We start from the raw sequence: 22,912 nt of genomic DNA on the forward strand, positions 1-22,912 counted from the left end.
TCGTGGAGGGAGAGGGGCCCGGTGCCTCCCTCCGCCCCGGTGCCCCTGCGATGCGGCCGGGAACAACAAGAACTGCGATTGGAGGACACCAAGAATGACACACGGGAGTCATGGCCCTGGCCGGCGCGCTGTCCTGGGCGCTGGACTCGGTACGGGATCGCTGCTGGCCGGTGCGGGCTGGGCCCGGCGCGCGCGCGCCCAGTCGCAGCAGCCGACCATCCGCATCGGATTCCTCACCGACCTGTCCGGCCCCTACAAGGACATCACGGGGGAGACGGGCGCCATCTGCGCGCGCCAGGCGATCGCCGACTTCGGCGCGGCCGAGAAGGGCATGCGGGTCGAGGTGCTGCTCGCCGACCACCAGCACCGCCCGGATGTCGGCATCGGCATCATCCGGGAGTGGTTCGACCGCGGCGACGTGGACATGATCCTGGACGTCGGCAACTCCGCGATCGGGCTCGCCGCGGGCGGCCTCGTGACGGAGCGGAACAAGGTCCCGCTCAACACCGGCGCCGCCTCCTCGGACCTCACGGGCAGGTCCTGCAACGCCAACACGATCCACTGGCCCTACGACACCTGGTCCAACGCCAACTCCGCCGCGCGATCGCTGCTGAGCACCGGCGGCAACCGCTGGTTCTTCGTCACGGCCGACTACGCCTTCGGCAAGGCCATGCAGGCGGATGCCACGCGCATCGTGGAAGCCGGCGGCGGGCAGGTGGTGGGCTCGGCGGTCCATCCCTTCCCGGGCACCACCGACTTCTCCTCCTACCTCGTCCAGGCACGCGCACGGCGGGCGAACGTCGTCGCTTTCGCCAATGCGGGTGCGGACACGCTGAACTGTGTGAAGCAGGCGGCCGAGTTCGGGCTGACGCGCGCCGGCATTCGCCCGGCGGCGCTCGTCGCCTTCATTCAGGACATCAAGGCGCTGGGCCTGGACGTGGCGCAGGGGCTGACGATCAGCGAGAGCTTCTACTGGGACCTGAACGACCGGACCCGCGCCTTCACGGAGCGGCTGAAGCCGCGCCTGACGAATGGCGGCATGCCCAACATGGACCATGCCGCCGCCTACTCCTCGACGCTGCACTACCTGAAGGCGGTGTCGGACCTGGGCGTGGCGCGCGCCAAGGCGGACGGACGCGCTGTGGTCGCCGCCATGAAGGCCATGCCGACGGATGACGACTGCTTCGGGCGAGGGAGCGTGCGCGCGGACGGGCGCAAGATCCACCCCATGTATCTCTTCGAGGCGAAGAAGCCGTCCGAGAGCACGGGGCCCTGGGATCTTCTCAAGCTCGTCGGCACCACGCCGGCGGAGCAGGCCTTCCGGCCCCTGGCTGAGGGCGGCTGCTCGCTGGTGACGAACTAGGCATCGGGCCGGCGGGGCGGCTCGCGCCGCCGCGCCGGTCGTCGCAGCTGGGGCGACGCCCGCCTTCATGGCGGGATCCGTTCTTCGCTGTCACAAACCTTCCTGCAGGTGCAAGGATCCGGAGCGCGGGTCGTGCCGCTCGGGAGAACCGTGCCGGATGACGCGGGCCGCGCGGCCCGGTGCCGCGTCGGCACCCCAGGCCCGGCGCAGCTGGACCCGCACCGCCGTCAACGCCGCGCTTCAGCGCCCGCCTGGACTGCCCCTGCCCGGTGCCAGGGGCAGTTCAAGGCGGGCCAGCGTTCCGCCGAATCGCTCGCTGCGGCCGAGGATCAGACGGCCGCCATGCAGCCCGGCCAGGTCGGCCACGATGGCGAGGCCGAGCCCCGAGCCCGGGGCCGTCTCGTCCAGGCGGACGCCGCGCGCGATCGCCTCGGCCACGCCATCCGCGGGCAGGCCGGGCCCGTCATCCTCGACCAGGATGGCAGCGTCGCGCCCGGCCGCCCGGATCTCCACCGAGATCCGGGCCTGCGCCCACTTGCAGGCGTTCTCCATCACGTTGCCGATGATCTCGATTAGGTCCTGGCGGTCAGCCCCCACGCGGAGCCCGGCATCGCCGGAGACGGCGATGCTCAGGCCGCGATCGGCCTGCAGCCGCCGCAGCGCCCCCGCCACCTCCTTTGCCACGGCGAGCGGCGCGGCGTGGGCGGCCAGGCTCTGCGCGCCGGAGAGCGCGGCGGAGCGTGCGCGGGCCAGATGGTGCTGCACGATGCCTTCCAGCGCACGGGCCTGTGCCAGCGCGGCCTCCGGGTTCGGGGCCGGCCGGTCGAGCGCGTTGAGGATCACGGCGACAGGCGTCTTCAGCGCGTGGGCAAGGTTGCCGACATGGGCGCGCGCTCGCTCGAGCGTCTCCTGGTTCTGCGCGATGAGGGCGTCCACCTCCTCCACCAGCGGCGCCACCTCTGCCGGGGCCGGGACGGCGAGCCGGTCGCGCGTGCCGGCCCGCACCTCGGCCAGGGCGCGGCGCACGGCGCGCAGCGGGGCCAGCTGCCAGACCACCTGCGCCACGACGCCGGCGACCAGCCCGAGGCCGAGCACGGCGAAGGCGAGACCGATGCCGCGATGCAGCCGCGCCAAATCGGCGTCGGTCGCGTCCCGCGCCACCGCGACCTGCACCGTCAGCGGGCCGGGCGAGCCGGGCAGCTCCACGCTCCGCTCCAGCAGCCGCATGTGCTCGCCCCGCGGGCCGGGCACGTCGAGGGCGCGGGTGGCCGAGAGGTCCGGCGGGCCGGGCGGCGGCAGATCGGCATCCCAGAGCGAGCGGGAGGAGGCGGTGCCGCCCGGGCCGGTGATGCGCCAGTACTGGCCGGAAAGCGGGCGGTCGAACTCGGCGCTTGCCCGGAAGCGCTCCAGCCGCGGCCGGCCGGCGTCGTCGGTGGCCGCCGCGGCCACCACCGCGTCCAGCAGGTCGGAGATGCGGGCATCCGCCGCGGCCTCGATCTGCCGCATGGCGATGTCGGAGACGAACCAGCCGGTGACGGCGAGCCCGGCGGCCACCCAGAGGGCGGTGAGCAGCGCGAGCCGAAGGGTGAGGGAGCGCACTCAGCCGCTGCCCGCCGCCATGCGGTAGCCCTGGCCGCGCACCGTCTCGATCACGCCTTCGGCCAGCTTGCGACGCAGGCGGCCGACCATCACCTCCAGCGTGTTGCTGTCCCGGTCGAAGTCCTGTGCGTAGAGGTGCTCCGTCAGCTCCGTCTTGGAGACGGGGCGGCCGGGGTGGTGGGCGAGATAGGCGAGCAGGCCGTATTCCAGCGCGGTCAGCCGAACCGGCGCGCCCTTCCAGGTCACGGTCCTGGCCGTGGTGTCGATCCGCAGGTCGCCGAGCCGGATCTCCGGGCGCGCCAGGCCGTGGGCGCGGCGGATCAGCGCGCCCAGCCGTGCCACCAGCTCCGCCATGATGAAGGGCTTGGCCAGGTAGTCGTCCGCACCGGCGTTCAGCCCTTCCACCTTCTCCGTCCAGGCGTCGCGCGCGGTCAGCACCAGGACGGGCATCGTGCGCCCGGCGGCGCGCCAGCGGCGCAGCACCGTCAACCCGTCCAGGCGCGGCAGGCCAAGGTCCAGCACCACGGCGTCGTAGGGCTCGCTCCCGCCGAGGAAGAGGGCTTCCTCCCCGTCGGGCGCATGGTCTACGGCGAAGCCCGCCTCGGCCAGCGCGGCGCGGAGCTGGCCGGCCAGGGCCTCGCTGTCCTCCACCACCAGCACGCGCATCAGCGGCGCTCCTGGACGGGGCCTTTGGTCCGCAGCACGTTGCCGTTCGCCGCGTCCACCCTCAGCTCGAACATCCGGCCGGTGGGGGGCAGCAGCTTGAACTCGTAGATCCACCTGCCGTCGTCGCGGTCGAGGTCGGTCTCGATCACCCGGCCGACATAGCGCCGCTCCACCCCGGCCAGGATCTCCGTGAGGGGGCGGATCTCGCCGGCCGCCAGCGCGGCGCGGGCACGGTCGTGGTCGTCATCATCGTCGTCGTCGTCGCGGGCCAGCGCCGTTCCGGCCAGGGCGGGCAGGGCGAGGGCGGCTGCGATGGTCTGAAGGAGGAGCCGGCGCGTCATGGTCCCCGTGGGTTAGCACGCCAAGCTGAACGTCACCTGAACAGCCTGCTCAGGGAAGGTTCAGGCTGGACGCGCGAAACACCGCCCCGTCGCCGGAGACGGCAACCAGACACGGAGCGGACGCGAATGCCCGGCATCAACGACCTGACGATCCTGTCCCTGCTCATCTCCCTCTGCGGCCTCGTCCCGGTCGGGATGGCTTTCGCCGAGGATCCATCGGCCCTGAACGGGGAGGGTGCGAGGCCGGGCAACAGGATCATCGGCTTCCTGGCGGGCCGGTAACCAGGCTTACCCTTGAGGCTGCGGAACGGGACGGCCCGATGCTGCTCGCCGTGGCGGCCGACCTGTCGCGCTCGCTCGGTGGCCGGCATCCGGGCGCCGCGGCCCGCACCGGCTGCAATCCGCCAAGCGACAAGCCGTCGCGAAGCCATCGAGGGGCCCGGGTGCCACGATGCATACCCAGGGCAGGATCGTGCTCGCGGTCAGGTACGAGAAGGCCGGCATGCCACCGTCATTGCTGCTCCACGGTCGGCAGGACGAAGCGGAACACTGCCCCCCTGGGCGAGGCGTTCTCCGCCCAGAGGCGCCCGCCATGTGCCTCCACGCAATTCCGGCAGATCGCGAGGCCCATCCCCATTCCGTCGGGCTTGGTCGAGTAGAACGGCTCGAAAACGCGGGGAAGGTGGCTCGCGTCGATGCCCGGGCCGCCATCCCGCACCTCCACCTGCACGCCCTCGTCACTCCGGGAAAGCCGCACCGTCAGGTCGTGCGGTCCGGGCTGCCCGATCATGGCCTGGGCGCCGTTCAGCATCAGGTTCACGACGACCTGCTGGATTTGCACGGGATCGGCGGTCACGAGCGGCAGGCCACCTCCGGCATCGAAGTGGACGGAGGCGCCGCTGGCCCGGAGCTCCCGCTCGATCAGAAGGATGGCCTCGCGCGTGACCTGGACGAGATCGACGGCCTCGCTTCGCCGGGCGGCGTTCCCGATGAAGGAGCGAAGGCGCGTCACCACATCCCGCGCCCGGATGGAATCGCGTACGACATGCTCCAGGGCGTGCCGCGCCTCGGCAAGGTCCGGCTCGGCTCGCGCCAGCCAACGCCGGCATGCCTCGGCGTGGCCGACGATGGCCGCGAGAGGCGAGTTCACCTCATGCGCAATCGTCGCGGTGAGCGTGCCGGCGGTCGTGACGCGGGCGGCGCGCGCGATCTCGGCTTCGGCCTGGAGCAGGCGGGACTGCACCGCCTTGTAGGCCGTGATATCCACGGCGGTGACGACGATGTCCCGGAAGCCCTCCAGCGTGTCCGGCAGGTCCGCTGCGAAGAGACATTCAAGCTCGCTACCGTCAGGGCGGGTGATGTGTGCCTCCGAGCGGTAGAGCCTCTCCCCGGCGGAGATGGCGACCAGCCACTGCAGGAAGGTCTGGTCCGTGTTCGGGAGGATGCGGTCGAGCGGGCCGATGAAGGCTTCCTTCCCCGGCGCGCCCATCATCGTCACGGTGAAGCGGTTCACGTCCTTGATCCGTACCTGCCGGCGAAGCTGTCGCGCGCGGTCCGGATGGGTTGTGAAGTAGGCCTGCATGTCGTGAATGCCGGCCCGCCGCAGGGCCAGGATCGCCTCCGCCACGGGGAACCAGTCCTCGCGCCAGAGGGACACGCCGCTGCGCTCGAACAGCGCCTCGTAGCCCGTCCTGGCCTCCTGCAACCGCGCGCAGAGCTTGACACCTGCCAGGAGGGTGCCACCGCCGAGAAGCGCCGCGACCAGGCCCGCCCAGACACCGCCGTGCACGACTGCGATCGCGGCCGCCGCGCCCGCGAGCAGGGCGAGCAGGATCGGGATCACCGCCAGCGCGACATGAGAGGGCAGGGAACTCGGCCATCCCGCGCGACGCGCCCGGTGCGCCCAGCGCGGCAGGGGGCCGGCATGTCCTGGCGGCGGCTCTTGCACCGATGGGGCTGGCCAGAGCGAGAAGACTTTCGTCATCGCCGTTCGCCCCAGCCAATGTCCTGCCCTTGCATCGCCATCCCCTGTGCGCGGGGAAAGTGCCAGCCGGGGAGGGGGGCCACAAGGCGCCGTCCGGGCGATCACCTTCGGCGCGGGCGCTAGCCGGGATCGGCCCCGAGGCGGCAGCTTCTGGCCATGGGCACCGCCGAGGGCGTCAAGGAACTCTCGTCCGTGCGCGGTCGGCCGTGAGCTCGAGCACAATGGCAAGCGCCGCCAGGAGCGCACCGAAGGCGCAGACCGCGCCCCATCCGCCGACCCGCCACGCCGCCATCGCGCCCGCGGATCCCGCTGCGCCGCCCAGGAACATGCCGGTCATGAAGACCGTGTTGATGCGGCTCCGCGCGTCGGGCTGCAGCGCGTAGATGACGTGCTGGTTGGAGACGAGGGAGCCCTGGACGCCGAAGTCGAGGATCACCACCCCCAGCACCAGCCCGGCGATCCCCGGCCAGGCGGCAAATATGGCCCAGGCCGCCAAGGTGAGGACGGCCCCGAGGCCGATGACAAGCCGCGGGCCGCGATGGTCGGCCAGCTTCCCCGCCAGCGGGGCGGCCGCGACACCGACCGCGCCGACGATGCCGAAAAGGCCCGCCACCTCCGCCCCCAGCTGGAACGAGGGCTGCTCCAGCCGGAGTGCCAGGATCGTCCAGAAGGTCGAGAAGGACGCGAAAAGTGCCGCCTGCATCAGGGTCGCCCTCCGCAGCGCGCGATGTGTGCGCCAGAGGCCGAGCAGCGAGCGCAGCGCCGCGCCATACCCGATCGTTGCAGCGGCAGGGCGGCGCGGAAGGGTAGCCGCCATCAGCGCCGCCGCCGCCAGAGCCATGGGTACGGCGAGCCAGAACATGGCGCGCCAACCAGCATGGGCCGAGACGAAGCCGCCCAGGGTCCGGCTGAGCAGGATCCCCGTCAGCACGCCGCCGGTGATCACCCCCACGGTCGCGCCGCGGCGTTCCGGCGCGGCGAGATGGGCGGCGAAGGGGACGATCTGCTGCGCCACTGTTGCGCAGAGGCCCACGGCAAGGGAGGCGAGCACCAAGACCGGCGCGCTCGGCGCCAGCGCCGCCAGCGCCAGCGCGGCCGCGAGCACGCCGAACTGCGCGATGATCAGGCGCTTCTGGTCCAGCAGGTCGCCGAGGGGGAGCAGCAGGAAGAGGCTTGCTGCGTAGCCGAGCTGCGTGGCCGTGGGGATGAGGGCGGTGCTGGCAGAGCCGGCGAAATCAGCCTCGATGATCCCGAGCATCGGCTGGTTGTAGTAGATGTTCGCGACCGCGATGCCCGCCGCGGCGGCCATGGCGAAGGTCACTCCCCGTGTCAGCATCCCGGCGGAGGCTTGGGGCAGAGCATCCTGGATGCCGGTCGCCATGATCGTGTTCCCGTTCTACTTCGGCGGCTACTGGCGGGAGGGCGCGCCCTGGTGCTGCCGGCGCCAAGCAAGAGGCGTGCTGCCCGTGAGGCGGCGGAACACGCGGGAGAAATGGGCCTGGTCGGCCAGGCCACAGGACAGGGCGATGTCGCAGAGGGACGCCCGGGTTTCTAGCATCAGGACCTTCGCCCGCTCGATGCGGCGCTCCATCACGAAGCTATGCGGAGACTGGCCGAAGCTCTGCTTGAAGGAACGCGCGAAGTGGCCGCAGCTCAACCGCACCTCGGCGGCAAGGTGCTTCTGCAGGAGCTGGGAGCCGAGATTGGCTTCGACGTAGCGCGACACGCGGATAACCTGCCAGTGCGCCAGCCCGCCCGGGATCACGGGCCGGTCTGTCCCTCTCGTATCCAGCAGGCGGGAGGCACGGGCCAGGGTGACGACGGCGGCCCCGCGGTCGCGGTCGAGCAGGTCGAGCGCGTCCTGCAGCAGCCGATGGACCGGGCCCACGTTTCCGCTGCGGCAGACCTCCTCATGACCACTGGCCCGAGTGGCAATATGGCTGGAGATCATCGCCCTGCTCCGCTGTCCGTCATGTTCGCTGACGGGACAGTGGATGAGCGCCGTGACGATCTCCACCTGGCACTTGTCCACCCCGGTAAGCTCTTGGGGCCGCGGAAGCCATACTTCAGTATAGGGCCAACAGACCTAGATAGGGCGGCGACTCCGGTGCGGGCCCCGGCCGGGCAGCTTCCCGCGGGACCTGTCCTGCTCAGCCGTTCCCACGCCGACCGGTTTCGAACAGGAACCAGACGCGACCCTCGGCCTCGTCGATCCAGTTCTCGAGAAGGCTGGCCGTGGCGACGTCGCCGTGCTCGTCGCACATCGACCGCAGCGCGCGCATACGGGCCACCAGGGCGCCGTTGTCCTCGCGCAGTTCGGCCAGCATGTCCTGCGGGGCTACGAAATCCGCATCATTGTCCAGCACGCGCTGCACCCGCGCGACATGGCCGATAGAGCGGATGGTGGCGCCGCCCAGCTTCCGCGCGCGCTCGGCGATCGGGTCCACCATCGCCAGCAGCTCGCCCGCCTGCTCGTCGAACATGAGGTGATAGTCGCGGAAATGCGGGCCGGATGCGTGCCAGTGGAAGTTCTTCGTCTTCAGGTACAGCGCGAGCACATCCGCCAGCAGCGCCGTCAAACCGGCCGGGATGTCGCGGACCGCCTCTGCCGAGAGACCTGTGGGCGTGAGCAGCGCGGCCAGGCGCCGGGTCTGCAGTGGGCTTTCGGTCATGGCGTCAATCCTCGTGGCTGGCCTTCGCCGGCCGGGGATTGGCAGATTGGGGCAAGGGAGCGCCCCGATCTTGTCCCGGCGCGACCGGAATGGAACGATCGTGCGGCGGCCGCGCGCCTGGTCCGCCAGATCGAGGCGGCTCCGCGCCGGCCTGCCGGTCCCTCGATCCCCGCGAACCCCGATCGTTGCGCTAGGCGCCGGCAACGCCCGGCCGGGCGGGCAGCCTGACGACAAAGCGGCTTCCCTGCGGCCCGGTGGCGATGCATTCCAGCCACCCACCATGCGCTTCCATGATGGAGCGGCATATGGAGAGCCCCATGCCGAGGCCGGTGGGCTTCGTCGTGAAGAAGGGGTCGAAGATCCTGGCGAGGTTCGCCGCTTTGATTCCGGGCCCGCTATCCTCCACCGTGACCTCGACCATCCCCGCCGCCACATCGTGGCTGGACGCGATGACGACCTGGCGCCGACGGCCCGGGACCGCCTCCATCGACTCGGAAGCATTGAAGATGAGGTTGAGGAAGACCTGTTCCAGCTGGACAGGGTCGGCGAGAACGGCGGCGTTTGGCGCGGCCAGGACCTGCTCGACCACCGCGCCCTTGAGCTCGACTTCGGCCGAGACGAGGCCAGCCACCTTCCGCACCATCGCATCGAGAGGGACCTCGCGTCGCTCGGGCGGCGTCTGGCGCGCCAGGGCACGGAGGGACCGGACGATGTCGCTGGCCCGCTGCCCGTCCCGTACGATGTCGGCCAGACCGGCCAGGGCCTCCCCAATTTCGGGAACGGGCCGATTGAGCCACCGCCCGGCGGCACCCGCCTGCGCGACGATGGTCGAGAGAGGCTGGTTGATCTCGTGCGCGATCGACGCGGCGAGCTCCCCCATGGTGGCCGCCTGCGCCGCCTGGGCCAGCTCCGTCCGCGCCCGGCGGAGCGCCGCTTCCGTCACGCGGCGCTCCGTCACGTCCGTGAGGACGCCGACGAACACCTCCGGCTCGGCCGGCCCGAGCAGCAGCTCGACGTGCCGAACCGCGCCTTCCGGTCCAGCCGGATCGAGGATGCGGAAGGCGTGCGGACCGGACACCTCCCCGCCCCAGCGATGCGCGAGCAGGGCATCGATGCGTGGCCGGTCCTCGGGATGGGTCCGCGCCCGCATGGCCGCGACCGGCAGCGGGCCGCCCGCCGGGTCGGCGCCCCAGATCGGGTACAGCCCCTCCGACCAGGCCTGCTCGTCCGTCACCCGGTTCCAGCGATAGCTGCCGGAACGGCTGATGCGCTGGCCGAGGGCGAGGGAGGCCTCGCTCGCCCGCAGCGCGGAGTAGAGGCGTGCATTCTCCAGCGAGATTGCCGCCTGGCTGGCGATGATCTCGAGCAGCACCTGCCGGGAGCTGTCGAACGCATGGGCGGCGACCTCGTTCTCCAGGTGCAGCACGCCGATGAGCGTGCCCTGCTTGATCAGCGGCAAGGTGAGGAGGGAGCGGGCGGGCCGGATGGCGAAGTAGCCGTCGAACCCATGCTCGTGCGGCTCCCGCAGATCGGGGATCGAGGCAGGCAGGCGGCGCTGGATGACCTCGTAGAGAACCGAGAGCGGCAGGTCCCGCGGGGAAGGCGCGGCGCGGGCGAAATGCACGGCGATCCGGCCCGCACCCGGCGGGCCGCCCGCCTGCGGGCCATCCTCAAGGGTGCCGAGCGCCTCCAGGACGGTGCGCCCCCCGCCTGTCAGGATCAGCGCGGCGCGGCTCGCGCCAGCCACGGTCATGGCCTGGCCGAGCAGCCGCTGGACGAGGAGGTCGGTGTCGATCTCGCCCGACAGGCTCTGCACGGCCGCCAGGGCCGCGCCGAGGTCGAGCCCGTCATGGCTTTGGGGGAGGAACGGGCCCTCGCGCCGGGCGGCGGCCGCCCGCTTGGCCGTGGGCAGGAAGGAGTGGCGTGCCGAGAGCTTCGCGGCCCGCCGCGTGGCGCCCCAGGCCTCGTACTGGGCGTGCGCGCCGCGCAGGTGGTGCCGTGCCGCGCCCTCCAGACTGTGGGCGGCGTAGCAGGCGGCGGCCCGCTCATGCGCGATCGCGCGCACCTGCGGGCGGTCCCCGGCCGTGGCAGCCGCGATGGCCTCCTCGTAGAGGGAGAGGGCCCGCAGCGTATGCCCGTCCAGGCGTGCCGCCTCCGCCTCCAGCAGGAGCGCCTTGTCCCGGAAGTTCCCGGCATTCAGCCCTGCCCATCCACGCAGCAGGGCAAGATGCGGTGCGAGGCCCGCCCGATCCCCCCGTGCCGCGCGCAGCAGGCCGGAGAAAAGGTGGATGCACATGACGTGGACATGCGCCGGCGTGGACCAGGCGAGCGCGCTGGCTTGGCCGAGGCACCTCTCCGCCTCATCCGCGTCGTCCTCCGTGTAGGCGACGATGCCGCGGAACATCCAGTACCAGCAGAGCAGCGGCGTCATCGCCGTGCGGGGCGGCTGCGCGGGGAGGGCGCCTGTATCCCGGAGCGCGTGCAAGAAAGCCTGCTGAACACCGAGAATGCCCTCGACGTCCTCGAAATGCGCGCCGCGCGCGAAGGCGAGCCCGCGATTGATCTCCTCCTCCACCCGAGGGAGAGGGACGCCCATGACGATCAGGTCGGAGACGATGTGGTTGCAGGCGTAGCAGGCCATGGCCACGTCGCCGGCGCCCTGGCTCTCGGCCAGCGCGGCGCGGGCGCATCCCAGGGCGAAGTCGAAGGGGCGGCTCCACGCGCTCACCTGATCCAGCGCGACGAGGGAGGCGCTTCGCGTCTCCGCGCTGCCATGGGCCTCGGCGATGCGAACGCCCGCCTCGGAGAACTCCAGCCCGCGTCCGTACTCGCCGAAGCGATGGGCGAGGGCAACGCCGAACCAGGCCACGCCCAGCGCCGAAGCCGGTGCGATCCCGTGCAGGACGGTGAGCCGCACCTGTTCGCAGAGCAGCACGAACATCAGCGCGTCATCGACGAAGTTGGCGGGGGCCACGAGGCTGGCGAGCAGCTCCATCCCCTCCCGCAGGAGCGGGTCGGCCATGGGTTCCAGCCCGGGCAGCGCGGCGGGGCCGTGCGTGCCCATCGCGGCCCGCAGGCGGCGATAGGCGTCCTCCGTCTCGGCCGTGCCGGGAGAGGCCGGCAACTTGATGCCCAGGAGCGGCAGCGCCTCCGCCCCCACCTGGATCGCGCCGGCGAAGTCCGAGCGCAGGCTTCGCAGCCGGATGTCGAGCCGGAGCGCCGCCAGGCTCCCGGCCAGGTCCGCAGCCTCCCGCCGGAGGCGCGCGATCTCCGCGGCGGCCTCGGGGAAACGGCCCTCCAGGATCAGGCGCTCCGCTCGAGGCCGAACGGTGGCCTCCTCGGGCAACAGGGCCATCGGCTCGGCCATTGCGCCGGGCGCGCCCGGGACGGGGCCTTCGCCCGCTGCCCCATCCAGATCGAAGGGCGGGATGCATCGCCCGCGCTCCCATGCTGACAGGCAGCGCAGCAGATCGCGCTCAAGCGCTGCGGCCGAGCGGTAGCGCTGCGCGGGCTCCTTCTCGATGAGCTTCAGCAGGATGGCGTCCAGCATCGCCGGCACCTCCGCACGGAAGCGGCTCGGCGGCGGCGGCCGGCGGGCGGCGTGGGCGTGAATCCAGCCGAGCGCGTCCGCCGCCTCGAAGGGCAGGCGACCGGCTAGAACCCGGTAGAGCGCCATGCCGAGGGCGTAGAGGTCACCCCGGGTGTCGCTCACGGGATGGGTCCGCCGCGCGCGCTCGGGTGGAGTGAAGGCAGGATCGCCGAGGCCGCCATCCTCCGCAGCGATCGCCTCGCTCCCGCGCATCGCGAGCCCGAAGCCCGCCAGCCGGACCGTGCCGTCCGCGCCTTCGAACAGGCTGGCCGGCGTGATGTCGCGATGAAGCATCCCCAGGGCGTGCGCCCGGCCCAGGGCCCAGGCGGCGCCGGCCGCGAAGCGGAGAAAGCCGGCGATGTCGCGCCTCCCGGCGTCCGGCAACGGCCCGCCACCGTCGTCGCGCGAGATCAGCACCGGTCCATCGAGGGTCGGGACGAGGTGCAGCGGCAGCACGGCCCAGTCCGCGGAGAGCGCATCGCGCATCGCGAAGCCCCGGCGCAGCCGGGCCGAGGCGCCCGGCTCCTCCGGCATCGCGGCCCGCGAGACCAGCCATGTCCCGTCGCTGGCGGGGGAGAGCGCGCGGAACGTCTCCACCCATCCATCCGCCACGACCGGCTCCATCACCAGTGCGGCCAGCCACTGCTCGTCCGGCGATGCTTCCGTTGCGGTGGGCAGCAGGTCCATGCTCAAGGACCGCTCTCCTCCTCCATCGCATCCGTCAGGCGCGTGATGAGGACGTTGGGGTCGCAGGGCTTCTCGAGGAAGAAGCGCGCTCCTCCGCCCATCGCGCGTTGCCGGACGCGCTCGTCGGGAAAGGCGGTGATCAGGATCACCGGCAGCTCGGCGCGGCGCGACCGCACGGCGCGAAGCAGGTCGAAGCCGGACAACTCGGGCATCTGGATGTCGGAAACGACGCAGTCAAAGGGCGAGAGGTCCTCCGCCAGGAATGCGTTCGCGGAGGCGTAGGCCCTGGCCCTGAGCCCGGCGGAGCGCGCGAGGCTCGTCAGTGCCACCCTGACGCTGTCGTCATCGTCCACGATAGCGATCAGGTGATCTCGCAAGCGAACCGACCTCCCTTGGACCCTCAACGGGCTCGGCGGCCCACCACAGCTATACCGCGCCGCGCCTCACGGCGACACTATACGAAAGGTCAGAGCCCCAGGGCGGGGCACCCCGTTGGGGCCAACGGCCGTCGCCGCAGGAAGAGACGGCCGTGATGTCGGGATCGTCCAAATTCGTCGGCGCCCGACAAGAGGCCGGCCGGCCCGGCGCCTAACCTCGATCCTGTCCGAGCGAGAGCCCCGCGCGGCGCAGTGCCTGGACGCGGCAGGAGAACCGGCATGACCGAGCGCCCACCCGCCGGAGCGGCATCCCGCCGCGACCTTGTCCTGGGGGCATCGGCACCGCGGCCCTTCCGGCCACCCCCGCCGGCGCGCAGCGCGCGCCGGATCATCAACCCCAACGGCATCCGGAACATCGCAGCATGGCCACCTTCACCACGCGGGACGGCACCTCGATCTACTACAAGGACTGGGGCAGCGGCGCGCCCGTCGTGTTCAGCCACGGCTGGCCGCTGAGCAGCGACGCGTGGGAAGCGCAGATGATGCACCTCTCCTCCAACGGCTTCCGCTGCATCGCGCATGACCGCCGGGGCCATGGGCGCTCCTCGCAGCCCTTCGCGGGCAACGACATGGACACCTACGCGGACGACCTCTACGCGCTGATGGAGCACCTGGACCTGCGCGGCGCGATGATGGTCGGCCATTCCACCGGCGGCGGCGAGGTGCTGCACGTGGCCGGGCGGCACGGCACCACGCGCATCGCGAAGCTGGTGCTGGTCAGCGCGGTCGCGCCCTTGTTGGTGAAGAACGAGGCCAGCCCGGACGGCGTGCCGTTGGAGGTGCTGGACGGGCTGCGCGCGAGCATGCTGAAGGACCGCTCCCAGCTGTTCCAGGACTTCACCACCGTCTTCTTCGGCGCGAACCGCCCCGGCGCGCAGGTGACGCAAGGCATGCGCGACAGCTTCTGGCTGCAGGGCATGACCGGCGGGCTGAAGAATCAGTACGACTGCATCAAGGCCTTCTCCGAGACGGACCTGACGGAGGACCTGGAGAAGCTGAACATCCCCGTGCTGGTGCTGCACGGCGATGACGACCAGGTGGTGCCGATCGCGGCCACCGGCATGCGTTCCGCGAAGCTCGCTCCGCGGGCGACGCTGAAGGTCTATCCGGGCGTCGCCCACGCGCTGCCCGACACGGCGCGCGACGAGCTGAACGCCGACCTGCTCGCCTTCGCCAGGTCCTGATCGGGACGGGTGCCCCTCAGCGGGTACCCCCCCTCTCAATGCTCGATTGCGTTGGTGCAATCTCGGCCTTGTAGTTCCCGCCATGGCCTTGCGTCGCGCTCGCCGTAATCATCCCGCCACACCAGCCACAACAGGAATGGCCATCATGCCGACCGCGACCCCGACCCCTGGCAAGCTGCTGCTCAACGCCTCCGACCACACGCTCATCATGATCGACTTCCAGTCGCAGATGGCCTTCGCGACGAAGTCAATCGACCCCGTGGCGCTGCGCAACAACGCCGCCCTCGTCTCTGCCGCCGCCGCCGGTTTCGGCGTCTCCACCATCCTCACCACGGTTGCGGAGAAGTCCTTCTCCGGCCCGATGTTCGAGGAGGTGACGGCGCCCTTCCCTGGCCAGAAGCTGCTGGACCGCACCTCCATGAACACCTGGGAGGACGCGGCGGTGATCGAGGAGGTGAACCGCATCGGGAAGCCGCGCATCGTCCTCGCCGGGCTCTGGACGGGCGTCTGCATCGTCGGCCCGGCGCTGTCCGCGCTGGACCAGGGCTTCGAGGTGTACTTCATCGCCGACGCCTGCGGCGACGTCTCGACCGAGGCGCATGAGCGCGCGGTGGAGCGCATGATCCAGGCCGGCGCGCGGCCGATGACCGCGCTGCAGTACCTGCTGGAGCTGCAGCGCGACTGGGCCCGCAGCGGGACCTACGAGATGACCACCGGCATCGCAAAGAAGTACGGCGGCGCCTACGGCATCGGCATCAACTACGCCAAGACGATGTTCAACGCCCACGAGGGCTGAGCCCGCAAACGCGCGCCGGGCCACGGCGCCCGGCGCGCCCATCGGAGGACGCGATGAAGCCCTACCTGCTCTCCCTCTGCGCCGGCCTTCTCGTCGGCGTGGTGTACGGCCTGATCGGGGTCCGGTCGCCGGCGCCGCCGGTGATCGCGCTTATGGGACTGCTCGGCATCCTGCTGGGCGAGCAGGTCGTGCCCGTGATCAAGCGGATGCTGGACGGTCACTCGCCCATTTCGGCGATATGGCATCCCGGCTCCGCGCAGCACCTCTTCGGCCGGCTGCCCGGCCATGGCGCCACAGCAAGGGACCATGTGTGATGCCGAACCTCTCACGCCGCAGCATCGCCGGTGGGTTTACCGCCCTCGGCCTCTCCATCCTCGACCGGAGCCCCGCCATGGCCGCATCCGCGCCCGACATGATCCTGCACAATGGCGAGATCACCACGCTGGACCGGGGCAACCCGGCGCCGCAGGCGGTGGCGGTGACCGGCGGCCGCTTCTCCGCCGTCGGCGACGCCTCCGCCATCCTGCCCACGGCCGGGCCGGAGACGCGGGTGATCGACCTCAAGGGCCGCCGCCTCATCCCCGGGCTGATCGACAACCACCTGCACGTGATCCGCGGCGGGCTGAACTTCAACATGGAGCTGCGCTGGGACGGCGTACGCAGCCTCGCCACCGCGATGGAGATGCTGCGGAACCAGGTGGCGATTACGCCCCCGCCGCAATGGGTCCGGATCGTCGGCGGCTTCACCGAGCACCAGTTCCAGGAGAAGCGCCTCCCGACGCTGGACGAGATCAACGCCGTCGCGCCCGACACGCCGGTCTTCATCCTCCACCTCTACGACCGCGCGCTGCTGAACGGCGCCGCGCTGCGGGCGGCGGGCTATACGAAGGACACGCCGAACCCGCCGGGCGGCGAGATCCAGCGCGCGCCGGACGGCACGCCGACCGGCCTGCTGCTGGCCAAGCCGAACGCCACGATCCTCTACGCCACGCTGGCCAAGGGTCCTACGCTGCCCTTCGACTACCAGCTCAACTCCACCCGGCACTTCCTGCGCGACCTGAACCGCCTCGGCGTCACGGGCGCGATCGACGCGGGCGGCGGGTACCAGAACTACCCGGACGACTACAAGGTGATCCAGAAGCTGGCCGATGATGGCGAGCTGACGGTGCGCATCGCCTACAACCTCTTCACCCAGAAGCCGAAGCAGGAGAAGGAGGATTTCCTCCGCTGGACAGGCAGCGCGAAGTACCAGCAGGGCGACGACTACTTCCGCCTGAACGGTGCCGGCGAGATGCTGGTCTTCTCCGCCGCCGACTTCGAGGACTTCCGGGTGGAGCGCCCGGAGATGCCGCCGGAGATGGAGCCTGAGCTGGAGGCCGTGGTCCGCATCCTCGTCCAGAACCGCTGGCCCTGGCGGCTGCATGCCACCTACGACCAGACCATCGGCCGCGCCCTCGACGTGTTCGAGAAGGTGAACTCCGAGATGCCGATCGGTGACCTGCACTGGATCTTCGATCATGCGGAGACGGTGACGGAGCGCAACCTGGAGCGTATCGCCCGCCTCGGCGGCGGCGTGGCCGTACAGCACCGCATGGCCTACCAGGGCGAGTACTTCGTGGAGCGCTACGGAAACCGCGCGGCGGAGGCGACGCCGCCGGTCGCGAAGATGCTGGAGATGGGCGTGAAGGTCTCGGCCGGCACGGATGCTACCCGCGTCGCCTCCTACAATCCCTGGGTCGCGCTCTACTGGCTCACCACCGGCAAGACCGTGGGCGGCCTCCGCATCACGCCGGAGCGCAACACGCTGGACCGCGAGACGGCGCTGCGGATGATGACCGAGAAGGTCACCTGGTTCTCCAACGAGGAGGGCAAGAAGGGGCTGATCGCGGAGGGCCAGCTCGCCGACCTCGCCGTACTCGACCGCGACTACTTCAAGGTGCCCGGCGACGAGGTGCAGGACATCACCTCGATCCTGACCGTCGTCGGTGGCAAGGTGGTGCACGGGGCAGGGGACTACGCCTCCCTCGCGCCGCCGCTGCCGCCCGCCATGCCGGACTGGTCCCCCGTGCGGCGCTTCGGCGGCTACCAGGACCGCCGGGCGGAGAAGCCCGGCGCGGCGGGTGCCTTCGCCCGCGCCGTGGGCGGCTGCTGCGATGCCGCCTGCGGCGTGCACGGGCACGATCATGCCCGCGCCTGGGCGGCTCCCACCCCCGCCGGCGCCGACAAGGGCTTCTGGGGTGCCCTCGGGTGCTCATGCTGGGCCTTCTGAGCATGAGCCCCACCGCGAGGCGTGCGCTGACCCTCATCGGCCTGCTCGGCCTCTGCGCGGCCTATCTTCAGGGCGGATTGAACAAGCTGGTCGACTATCCGGGGGCGGTGGCGGAGGCGGCCCATTTCGGGCTGCCGCTGCCGCCCGTGGTGGCCGCCCTCACCATCGCCCTGGAGCTTGGCGCCAGCGCGATGATCCTGTCGGGATGGTTCCGCAGGTTGGGCGCGCTGGGGCTTATGGCTTTCACCCTCGCCGCCACCCTCATCGCGAACCGCTACTGGGAACTGCCGGGCGGGATGGAACGCTTCATGATGGCGAACTCCTTCTACGAGCACCTTGGCCTCGCCGGCGCCTTCCTCCTGGTCGCGCTGCATGACCGGAGGGTGGCATGAGCGCCGCGCCCGGCCCCTTCGCGCCGCTGCGCCAGACCACCTTCGCGGTGATCTGGGCGGCCACCGTCCTAGGCAACACCGGCAGTTTCATGCGCGATGTCGCCAGCTCCTGGCTGGTGACGGATCTTGGCGCCGGTCCCGCCGCCGTCTCCCTCATCCAAGCGGCGGGAACCCTGCCGATCTTCCTGCTGGCGATCCCGGCCGGCGTGCTCTCCGACATCCTGGACCGCCGCCGCTTCCTCATCGCCGTGCAGCTGCTGCTGGCGGCGGTCAGCGCGGGGCTGATGGTGCTCTCCTGGCTCGGGCTGATGACGGTCACGGCGCTTGTCGCGCTCACCTTCGTCGGCGGCATCGGCGCGGCCCTGATGGCGCCCACCTGGCAGGCGATCGTACCGGAACTGGTGCCGGGGAAGGAGCTGAAGGGCGCGGTTGCGCTCAACTCCCTCGGCATCAACATCGCCCGCTCCATCGGGCCGGCCGCGGGGGGGCTGCTGCTCTCGGCGGCGGGCGCCGCCGTCACCTACGGTGCCGACGTGGCGAGCTACGCGCTGGTGATTCTCGCCCTGCTCTGGTGGAAGCGGCCCGCGCGGTCCGAGGATGCCCTCGCCGAGAATTTCGGCGGCGCCTTCCGTGCCGGGCTGCGCTACGCGCGCGCCAGTCGGGAGCTGCACGTGGTGCTGCTCCGGGCCGCGATCTTCTTCGCCTTCGCCAGCGCGGTATGGGCGCTGCTGCCGCTGGTCGCGCGCAACCTGCTGGGCGGCGATGCGGGCTTCTACGGGATCCTGCTCGGCGCCGTGGGGCTGGGTGCGATCGGCGGGGCGCTGCTGCTGCCGCGCCTGCGCGCGGTGCTGGATGCAGACGGGCTGATGCTGGCCGCCAGCATCACGGCGGCTGCCGTCATGGCTGTCCTCGCCCTGGCACCGCCGCGCTGGCTGGCGCTGCTAGTCCTACTGTTGCTCGGCACCGCCTGGATCATCGCGCTCACCACGCTGAACGGCGCGGCGCAGGCCATCCTGCCGAACTGGGTGCGCGGCCGGGCGCTGGCCGTCTATCTCACCGTGTTTAACGGGGCGATGGCGCTGGGCAGCCTCGGCTGGGGCCTGGTGGCGGAGGCGGTCGGGGTGCCGGCCGCGTTGCTGGCCGGGGCCGCCGGCCTTGTGCTCGTCGGCTTCATGCTGCACCGGGTGAAGCTGCCAGCGGGAGAGGCGGACCTTGTTCCCTCCAAGCACTGGCCGGAGCCGCTGACGGCCGATCCGGTCCCGCATGACCGTGGCCCCGTGCTGATCCTCATCGAGTACCGGGTCAGGAAGGCCGATCGCGCGGCCTTCATGCACGCCATCCAGGGCCTCTCCGTCGAGCGTCGGCGCGACGGCGCCTATGGCTGGGGCATCACCGAAGACGCGGCCGACCCGGAAGGGCTGGTGGAGTGGTTCATGGTCGAATCCTGGGCCGAGCACCTGCGCCAGCACCACCGCGTGTCCCGCGCCGACGCGGACGTGCAGGAGGCGGTGCGCCGCTTCCACACGGGGCCGGAGGCGCCGGTGGTGCGGCACTTCCTGACCGTCAGCCCCGGCCGGGGCTGAGAGGAGGCGGCTGGCCAGGAGCAACCCTGCCCCTCGCCGGTCCTCCGGCGGGCCCGGCGCGCCACGCGGCATTCACATTGCCGTGGGGAAGGGGCGCCGCTATCAAGGCCCGAGGCGCTTCCGCCAGGAGGTTCAATGGGGCAGGAGAGGGACCTGGACGATCAACAGGAGCCCCGGCCCCTCGTGCTTGTGGTGGACGACGATGCCAGGGTCCGCCACGCCATCGACGGCCTGCTCCGCTCGGTCGGTCACAGCACGCGCCTCTATGAGGTCGCGCACGAGATCCTCGATGGTCCGCTGCCTGACGACGTGGGCTGCATCATCATGGACGTCCGCATTCCCCGCATGAGCGGGCTGGAGTTCCAGGCGCGCCTGGCCGAGCGCGGGGAGCACCCACCGATCATCTTCGTCACCGGCTACGGCGACGTCCCGATGAGCGTCCGCGCGATGAAGGCCGGGGCTGCTGACTTCCTCGTCAAGCCCTTCCGAGACCAGGACATGCTGGACGCGGTTGACGCCGCCTTGGAGAAGGACCGCGCGCGGCGGCGCGCCCAGGAGACCTCCGTCGCGGTGCGGTCGCGCTACGCCACGCTCACCCCGCGCGAGGCGCAGGTGATGGCGCTCGTCGTCTCCGGCCTTATGAACAAGCAGATCGCGGGCGAGCTGGGGCTGAGCGAGATCACCGTGAAGCTCCACCGCGCGAATGTCATGCGGAAGATGGACGTGCGGACGCTCGCCGACCTCGTGCGAACGGCGGAACTCGTCGGGCGGGACTCGCAGCAGGGCTAGCGCGCGCCGGCTGCCCGCGCAGGCGGTGCGGGCATTTGCCTCCTGGAACCCCGCCATGCCGGCAGGGCGGCGCCTGTGCGTGGCGTGACGATCCCCATGGTCCTGGCGGAGCCGGCGCGGCATCGTGGCCGCATGGACCCTCCCGATCCGTTGCTGCCCGGCCGAGCGCAGCGCTTGGCGGGGCTGTTCGCCGGGCTCCTTCTGTTCGTGCTCGGCGCCTGGATGATCCGGGGCTTCCTGCCGGCGTTGGGATGGGCCGTCATCCTCGCCGTCGCGACCTGGCCGCTCTACTGTCGCGCCCGGGCCGCCCGTCCGGCCGCTTCCCGGCTCGTCCTGCCTCTGCTGGCCACCGTGGGAATGGCGCTCGTCTTCCTCTTGCCGCTCGGGGCCGCGGCGCTGGAACTGGGTGAGGAAGCCCGACAAGCGCTGCACTGGGCGCAGGAAGCTCACCTCCAGGGCGCGCCGGTACCGGGCTGGGTAGCTGGCCTGCCTCTGCTCGGCCCGCAGGCCTCGGCTTGGTGGGCGCAGACCCTGGCCGCACCGCAACTGGGCGCAGGCTTCCTGCACCGGCTCAGCGAGGGGGAGCTGATTGGGCTGGGCCGCAGCTTCGGCGGAGCGGTGGCGCACCGGGCCGTGCTGTTCGGCTTCACCCTGCTCGCCCTGTTCTTCCTCTTCCGGGACGGGGAGGCACTGGCGGCGCAGGTTCTCCGCGTGGCGGAACGCCTCTTCGGCCCGGGGATGGAGCGGGTAGGGCGGCAGGCGATCGCGTCCGTGCGCGGCACCGTCAGCGGCCTGGTGCTGGTCGGGTTGGGGGAGGGGGTGCTGCTCGGCATCGCCTACGCCGTGGCGAGAGTGCCGCATCCCCTGATGTTCGGCGCGCTGACCGCCGTGGCGGCCATGGTGCCCTTCGCGGCGCCGCTCGTCTTCGGAGCGGCGGCGCTGCTGCTGGTGGCGGAGGGCAGCCCCGGCGCGGCCGTCGGGGTCCTCGCCTTCGGCACGGTCGTGCTCTTCGTGGCGGATCACGCGGTCCGGCCCGCCCTGATCGGGGGTGCCACGCGGCTGCCCTTCCTCTGGGTGCTGCTCGGCATCCTCGGCGGGGTCGAGGCGTTCGGGCTGCTCGGCCTCTTCGTCGGGCCCGCCGTCATGGCGGTGCTGGTGCTGCTCTGGCGGGATGCGGCGGGAGGCTGAACCGCACCCGTCCGGCCTCTCGGGCGTTGGAGGAGGAATCCGTCCCGCCGGACTGCACGGAAACCCCAGCGTAGGAGCCGAATTGAGCCGGACCGAACTGCTGCCGCGCTGGCGGCTGATCCTCTCGCGCACCATGCGCCAGGCCTGGGTGCGGGCGGCGCTCTACTGCACCGGCGGCGTGCTTGCGGCGCTGCTCGCCTGGCGCTTTCAGTTCCTGGTGCCCGAGGACTTCGCCCTTCGCGTTGGCGCGGACGCGGTCGGCAACGTGCTGGGGATCCTCGCCTCCTCGATGCTGACGGTGACGACCTTCTCGCTCACCGTGCTCGTCAACGCGCTGGGCTCAGCCTCCTCGGGCGTAACGCCCCGCGCCACCACGCTCTGGAGCGAGGACCGGCGGGCGCACAACGCGCTCGCCACATTCCTGGGCGCCTTCATGTTCTCGATCGTGGGCATCATCGCCCTGTCCACCCGGATCTACGGCCCTGGCGGGCGCCTGGTCCTGCTCGGCGCGACGGTGGTGGTCATCGGCCTCATCGTCGTCACCCTGCTGAGGTGGATGCAGCAGCTCACCCGCTTCGGCCGGGTCGGCGAGACGATCCGGCTGGTCGAGAAGGCGGCGGCCAGTGCGCTGCGCGCCCGGCGCGACCGGCCGCATCTCGGGGGCGCGCCGCCCGCCCCGGCCGGCCGCCAGCCCAGGCCGGTCTTCCCGGACCGGATCGGCTACGTCCAGCACGTGGACGTGTCCGCCCTCGCACGGGTGCTGGGCGAGGGTGACACGGTGCTGGACGTGGCGGTCCTGCCCGGAGCCTTCGTCCACCCAGCCACGCCGCTGGCCTGGGTCGGACTGGACATGGACGCCGCCTGCTTGGACAGGGTGCGGGACGCCTTCCTGGTGGAGCACGACCGGTCCTGGGAGCAGGATCCTCGCTTCGGCCTCTCGGTCCTCGCCGAGATCGGGTCCAGGTCGCTCCCTCCGACGGCGGCGGATTACGGCACCGCTATCGCGGTGATCGGTGCCGGGCTGCGCGTGCTGTCGAACTGGGTGCCCGAGCCGGGCCAGGTGGCGCCCGAGCCCGAGTACCCGCGGATCCGCGTGCCCGCGCTGTCCTCCGGCGACCTGATCGAGGACTTCTTCCATCCGCTGGCGCGCGAGGGCGCCGGGATCGTGCAAGTGCCCGTGCGGCTGCAGAAGGCCCTCGCCGCCCTGGTCTCCCTGTCGCCGGAGCAGTTCGGCGGCCCGGCCCGTCGTGCCTCCGCCCATGTGGCCGAGCACGCGGCCCTGGCCCTCGCGGTGCCGTCCGAGCGGGCGCTGGTGGAGGCCCTGACCCTGCGGTGAGGGGTGGTCCGCGCGGCGGAACCGGCTTGCTCCGCCG

The 22,912-nt window shown here is 71.5% G+C and carries 20 protein-coding genes; 11 read left to right on the forward strand and 9 right to left on the reverse strand.

The window, feature by feature from the left end; all coding sequences use genetic code 11:
• Positions 1 to 94: 94 nt before the first annotated feature.
• Positions 95 to 1,363, forward strand: a complete 1,269-nt coding sequence (locus tag NRP21_RS09815; RefSeq protein WP_257716014.1) for an ABC transporter substrate-binding protein — start codon at positions 95 to 97, stop codon at positions 1,361 to 1,363.
• Between the two features lie 240 nt (positions 1,364 to 1,603).
• Here NRP21_RS09815 and NRP21_RS09820 read toward each other — a convergent pair whose 3' ends face one another.
• The 3 genes from NRP21_RS09820 to NRP21_RS09830 are packed head-to-tail and all read right to left on the reverse strand — an operon-like array spanning position 1,604 to position 3,969.
• A complete protein-coding gene (locus NRP21_RS09820; protein ID WP_257716015.1) occupies positions 1,604 to 2,962 on the reverse strand; it encodes a sensor histidine kinase in 1,359 nt (452 codons plus the stop codon).
• A complete protein-coding gene (locus NRP21_RS09825; RefSeq protein ID WP_257716016.1) occupies positions 2,963 to 3,628 on the reverse strand; it encodes a response regulator transcription factor in 666 nt (221 codons plus the stop codon).
• Complete coding sequence (locus NRP21_RS09830) at positions 3,628 to 3,969, reverse strand: PepSY domain-containing protein (RefSeq protein WP_257716017.1); 342 nt, start codon at positions 3,967 to 3,969, stop codon at positions 3,628 to 3,630. The genes NRP21_RS09825 and NRP21_RS09830 overlap by 1 nt, the downstream gene beginning before the upstream one ends.
• 126 nt (positions 3,970 to 4,095) lie before the next feature.
• On the opposite strand from NRP21_RS09830, the gene NRP21_RS09835 reads away from it, so the two are divergent.
• The gene (locus tag NRP21_RS09835; RefSeq protein WP_257716018.1) at positions 4,096 to 4,251 is read left to right on the forward strand and encodes a hypothetical protein; all 156 of its coding nucleotides are present in this window, start codon (positions 4,096 to 4,098) and stop codon (positions 4,249 to 4,251) included.
• A 229-nt stretch (positions 4,252 to 4,480) separates the two neighbouring features.
• On the opposite strand, the gene NRP21_RS09840 is transcribed toward NRP21_RS09835, so the two are convergent.
• From NRP21_RS09840 to NRP21_RS09865, 6 genes are all read right to left on the reverse strand, one after another.
• The gene (locus NRP21_RS09840) at positions 4,481 to 5,953 is read right to left on the reverse strand and encodes a sensor histidine kinase (protein ID WP_257716019.1); all 1,473 of its coding nucleotides are present in this window, start codon (positions 5,951 to 5,953) and stop codon (positions 4,481 to 4,483) included.
• Between the two features lie 175 nt (positions 5,954 to 6,128).
• Positions 6,129 to 7,334, reverse strand: coding sequence for an MFS transporter (locus tag NRP21_RS09845; RefSeq protein ID WP_257716020.1), 1,206 nt, complete (start codon positions 7,332 to 7,334; stop codon positions 6,129 to 6,131).
• Positions 7,335 to 7,361: 27 nt separating this feature from the next.
• A complete protein-coding gene (locus NRP21_RS09850; RefSeq protein WP_257716021.1) occupies positions 7,362 to 7,904 on the reverse strand; it encodes a helix-turn-helix domain-containing protein in 543 nt (180 codons plus the stop codon).
• A 199-nt stretch (positions 7,905 to 8,103) separates the two neighbouring features.
• The gene (locus tag NRP21_RS09855) at positions 8,104 to 8,625 is read right to left on the reverse strand and encodes a Dps family protein (protein ID WP_257716022.1); all 522 of its coding nucleotides are present in this window, start codon (positions 8,623 to 8,625) and stop codon (positions 8,104 to 8,106) included.
• 190 nt (positions 8,626 to 8,815) lie between these two features.
• Positions 8,816 to 12,901: an ATP-binding protein gene (locus tag NRP21_RS09860; protein WP_257716204.1), complete on the reverse strand. Its 4,086-nt coding sequence runs from the start codon at positions 12,899 to 12,901 to the stop codon at positions 8,816 to 8,818.
• 2 nt (positions 12,902 to 12,903) lie between these two features.
• Entirely contained in the window at positions 12,904 to 13,278 is a 375-nt protein-coding gene (locus NRP21_RS09865) for a response regulator transcription factor (RefSeq protein ID WP_257716023.1), read from the reverse strand.
• A 422-nt stretch (positions 13,279 to 13,700) separates the two neighbouring features.
• Between NRP21_RS09865 and NRP21_RS09870 the strand changes: the two genes are divergently transcribed.
• The 9 genes from NRP21_RS09870 to NRP21_RS09910 all read left to right on the forward strand — a co-directional run bounded on the left by NRP21_RS09870 (position 13,701) and on the right by NRP21_RS09910 (position 22,875).
• A complete protein-coding gene (locus tag NRP21_RS09870; RefSeq protein ID WP_257716024.1) occupies positions 13,701 to 14,522 on the forward strand; it encodes an alpha/beta fold hydrolase in 822 nt (273 codons plus the stop codon).
• Between the two features lie 145 nt (positions 14,523 to 14,667).
• Entirely contained in the window at positions 14,668 to 15,318 is a 651-nt protein-coding gene (locus tag NRP21_RS09875; RefSeq protein WP_257716025.1) for a hydrolase, read from the forward strand.
• 53 nt (positions 15,319 to 15,371) lie between these two features.
• Complete coding sequence (locus NRP21_RS09880; protein ID WP_257716026.1) at positions 15,372 to 15,632, forward strand: XapX domain-containing protein; 261 nt, start codon at positions 15,372 to 15,374, stop codon at positions 15,630 to 15,632.
• Positions 15,632 to 17,587, forward strand: coding sequence for an amidohydrolase (locus NRP21_RS09885; RefSeq protein ID WP_257716027.1), 1,956 nt, complete (start codon positions 15,632 to 15,634; stop codon positions 17,585 to 17,587). The genes NRP21_RS09880 and NRP21_RS09885 overlap by 1 nt, the downstream gene beginning before the upstream one ends.
• 2 nt (positions 17,588 to 17,589) lie before the next feature.
• A complete protein-coding gene (locus NRP21_RS09890; protein WP_257716028.1) occupies positions 17,590 to 17,979 on the forward strand; it encodes a DoxX family protein in 390 nt (129 codons plus the stop codon).
• Positions 17,976 to 19,562, forward strand: a complete 1,587-nt coding sequence (locus NRP21_RS09895) for an MFS transporter (protein ID WP_257716029.1) — start codon at positions 17,976 to 17,978, stop codon at positions 19,560 to 19,562. Before NRP21_RS09890 ends, NRP21_RS09895 begins: the two co-directional genes overlap by 4 nt.
• A 135-nt stretch (positions 19,563 to 19,697) precedes the next feature.
• Positions 19,698 to 20,351 (forward strand): response regulator transcription factor, encoded by a 654-nt coding sequence (locus tag NRP21_RS09900; RefSeq protein ID WP_257716030.1) that lies wholly within the window; start codon positions 19,698 to 19,700, stop codon positions 20,349 to 20,351.
• 84 nt (positions 20,352 to 20,435) lie between these two features.
• The gene (locus tag NRP21_RS09905; RefSeq protein ID WP_257716031.1) at positions 20,436 to 21,539 is read left to right on the forward strand and encodes an AI-2E family transporter; all 1,104 of its coding nucleotides are present in this window, start codon (positions 20,436 to 20,438) and stop codon (positions 21,537 to 21,539) included.
• Positions 21,540 to 21,621: 82 nt separating this feature from the next.
• The gene (locus NRP21_RS09910) at positions 21,622 to 22,875 is read left to right on the forward strand and encodes a DUF2254 domain-containing protein (RefSeq protein WP_257716032.1); all 1,254 of its coding nucleotides are present in this window, start codon (positions 21,622 to 21,624) and stop codon (positions 22,873 to 22,875) included.
• Positions 22,876 to 22,912 lie beyond the last annotated feature (37 nt).

This window comes from Roseomonas populi (assembly GCF_024594815.1).
In the GTDB taxonomy this organism is placed as follows: Bacteria; Pseudomonadota; Alphaproteobacteria; order Acetobacterales; family Acetobacteraceae; genus Roseomonas; species Roseomonas populi.

Bases quoted from the DNA above. Each gene is read 5' to 3' on its own strand.
- NRP21_RS09815 (WP_257716014.1), top strand. From the start codon at position 95: ATGACACACGGGAGTCATGGCCCTGGCCGGCGCGCTGTCCTGGGCGCT.
- NRP21_RS09825 (WP_257716016.1), bottom strand. From the start codon at position 3,628: ATGCGCGTGCTGGTGGTGGAGGACAGCGAGGCCCTGGCCGGCCAGCTC.
- NRP21_RS09830 (WP_257716017.1), bottom strand. From the start codon at position 3,969: ATGACGCGCCGGCTCCTCCTTCAGACCATCGCAGCCGCCCTCGCCCTG.
- NRP21_RS09835 (WP_257716018.1), top strand. From the start codon at position 4,096: ATGCCCGGCATCAACGACCTGACGATCCTGTCCCTGCTCATCTCCCTC.
- NRP21_RS09840 (WP_257716019.1), bottom strand. From the start codon at position 5,953: ATGACGAAAGTCTTCTCGCTCTGGCCAGCCCCATCGGTGCAAGAGCCG.
- NRP21_RS09845 (WP_257716020.1), bottom strand. From the start codon at position 7,334: ATGGCGACCGGCATCCAGGATGCTCTGCCCCAAGCCTCCGCCGGGATG.
- NRP21_RS09850 (WP_257716021.1), bottom strand. From the start codon at position 7,904: ATGATCTCCAGCCATATTGCCACTCGGGCCAGTGGTCATGAGGAGGTC.
- NRP21_RS09855 (WP_257716022.1), bottom strand. From the start codon at position 8,625: ATGACCGAAAGCCCACTGCAGACCCGGCGCCTGGCCGCGCTGCTCACG.
- NRP21_RS09860 (WP_257716204.1), bottom strand. From the start codon at position 12,901: ATGGACCTGCTGCCCACCGCAACGGAAGCATCGCCGGACGAGCAGTGG.
- NRP21_RS09870 (WP_257716024.1), top strand. From the start codon at position 13,701: ATGGCCACCTTCACCACGCGGGACGGCACCTCGATCTACTACAAGGAC.
- NRP21_RS09875 (WP_257716025.1), top strand. From the start codon at position 14,668: ATGCCGACCGCGACCCCGACCCCTGGCAAGCTGCTGCTCAACGCCTCC.
- NRP21_RS09880 (WP_257716026.1), top strand. From the start codon at position 15,372: ATGAAGCCCTACCTGCTCTCCCTCTGCGCCGGCCTTCTCGTCGGCGTG.
- NRP21_RS09885 (WP_257716027.1), top strand. From the start codon at position 15,632: ATGCCGAACCTCTCACGCCGCAGCATCGCCGGTGGGTTTACCGCCCTC.
- NRP21_RS09890 (WP_257716028.1), top strand. From the start codon at position 17,590: ATGAGCCCCACCGCGAGGCGTGCGCTGACCCTCATCGGCCTGCTCGGC.
- NRP21_RS09895 (WP_257716029.1), top strand. From the start codon at position 17,976: ATGAGCGCCGCGCCCGGCCCCTTCGCGCCGCTGCGCCAGACCACCTTC.
- NRP21_RS09900 (WP_257716030.1), top strand. From the start codon at position 19,698: ATGGGGCAGGAGAGGGACCTGGACGATCAACAGGAGCCCCGGCCCCTC.